This window comes from Pseudomonas sp. 65/3-MNA-CIBAN-0223 (genome assembly GCF_040310425.1).
Classification (GTDB): Bacteria; Pseudomonadota; Gammaproteobacteria; order Pseudomonadales; family Pseudomonadaceae; genus Aquipseudomonas; species Aquipseudomonas gregormendelii.
This window is the reverse complement of record NZ_JBEOPV010000054.1, coordinates 1-631: the sequence shown is the minus strand read 5'-3', so window position 1 is coordinate 631 and position 631 is coordinate 1. Positions and strand designations below refer to the sequence as shown.

The 631-nt window shown below is 62.8% G+C and carries 1 protein-coding gene; it reads left to right on the top strand.

Annotation, left to right across the window (positions count from 1 at the left end; all coding sequences use genetic code 11):
* Nucleotides 1-145 precede the first annotated feature (145 nt).
* Nucleotides 146-631 (top strand): aldehyde dehydrogenase family protein (locus tag AAEZ09_RS27875; RefSeq protein WP_350601574.1); only part of this gene is annotated, 486 nt, incomplete at its 3' end.

Here is a 631-nt window from a genome sequence, read left to right as displayed (position 1 = left end):
TGTAGGAGCGAGCTTGCTCGCGATGGACCTGAGGGCGCCGCGTGCATTCAGGCAGCCCTCGTCATCGTTGACGTCCATCGCGAGCAAGCTCGCTCCTACGAGGGTCCGGTTTGAAAACAAGAATTGCTTCAGAGAGGACAACCCCATGCAAACCAAACTCCTGATCAACGGCCAGTTGATCACTGGCGAAGGCCCCGCCCAAGCCGTGTTCAATCCGTCACTGGGCCGAGTCCTGGTGGAGATCAACGAAGCCAGCGAAGCCCAGGTCGATGCTGCCGTACGGGCCGCCGATGCGGCGTTCGATGGTTGGTCACAGACCCCGCCGAAAGATCGCGCCCTGCTGCTGCTGAAGCTTGCCGATGTCATCGAGGCCCACGGCGAAGAGCTGGCCAAGCTGGAATCGGACAACTGCGGCAAGCCCTACAGCGCCGCTCTGAATGACGAGATCCCGGCGATTGCCGACGTGTTCCGTTTCTTCGCCGGCGCCAGCCGCTGCATGAGCGGTTCGGCTGGCGGTGAATACCTGCCCGGCCACACCTCGATGATCCGCCGCGATCCGGTGGGCGTGATCGCCTCGATCGCGCCGTGGAACTACCCGCTGATGATGGTCGCCTGGAAAATCGCTCCGGCT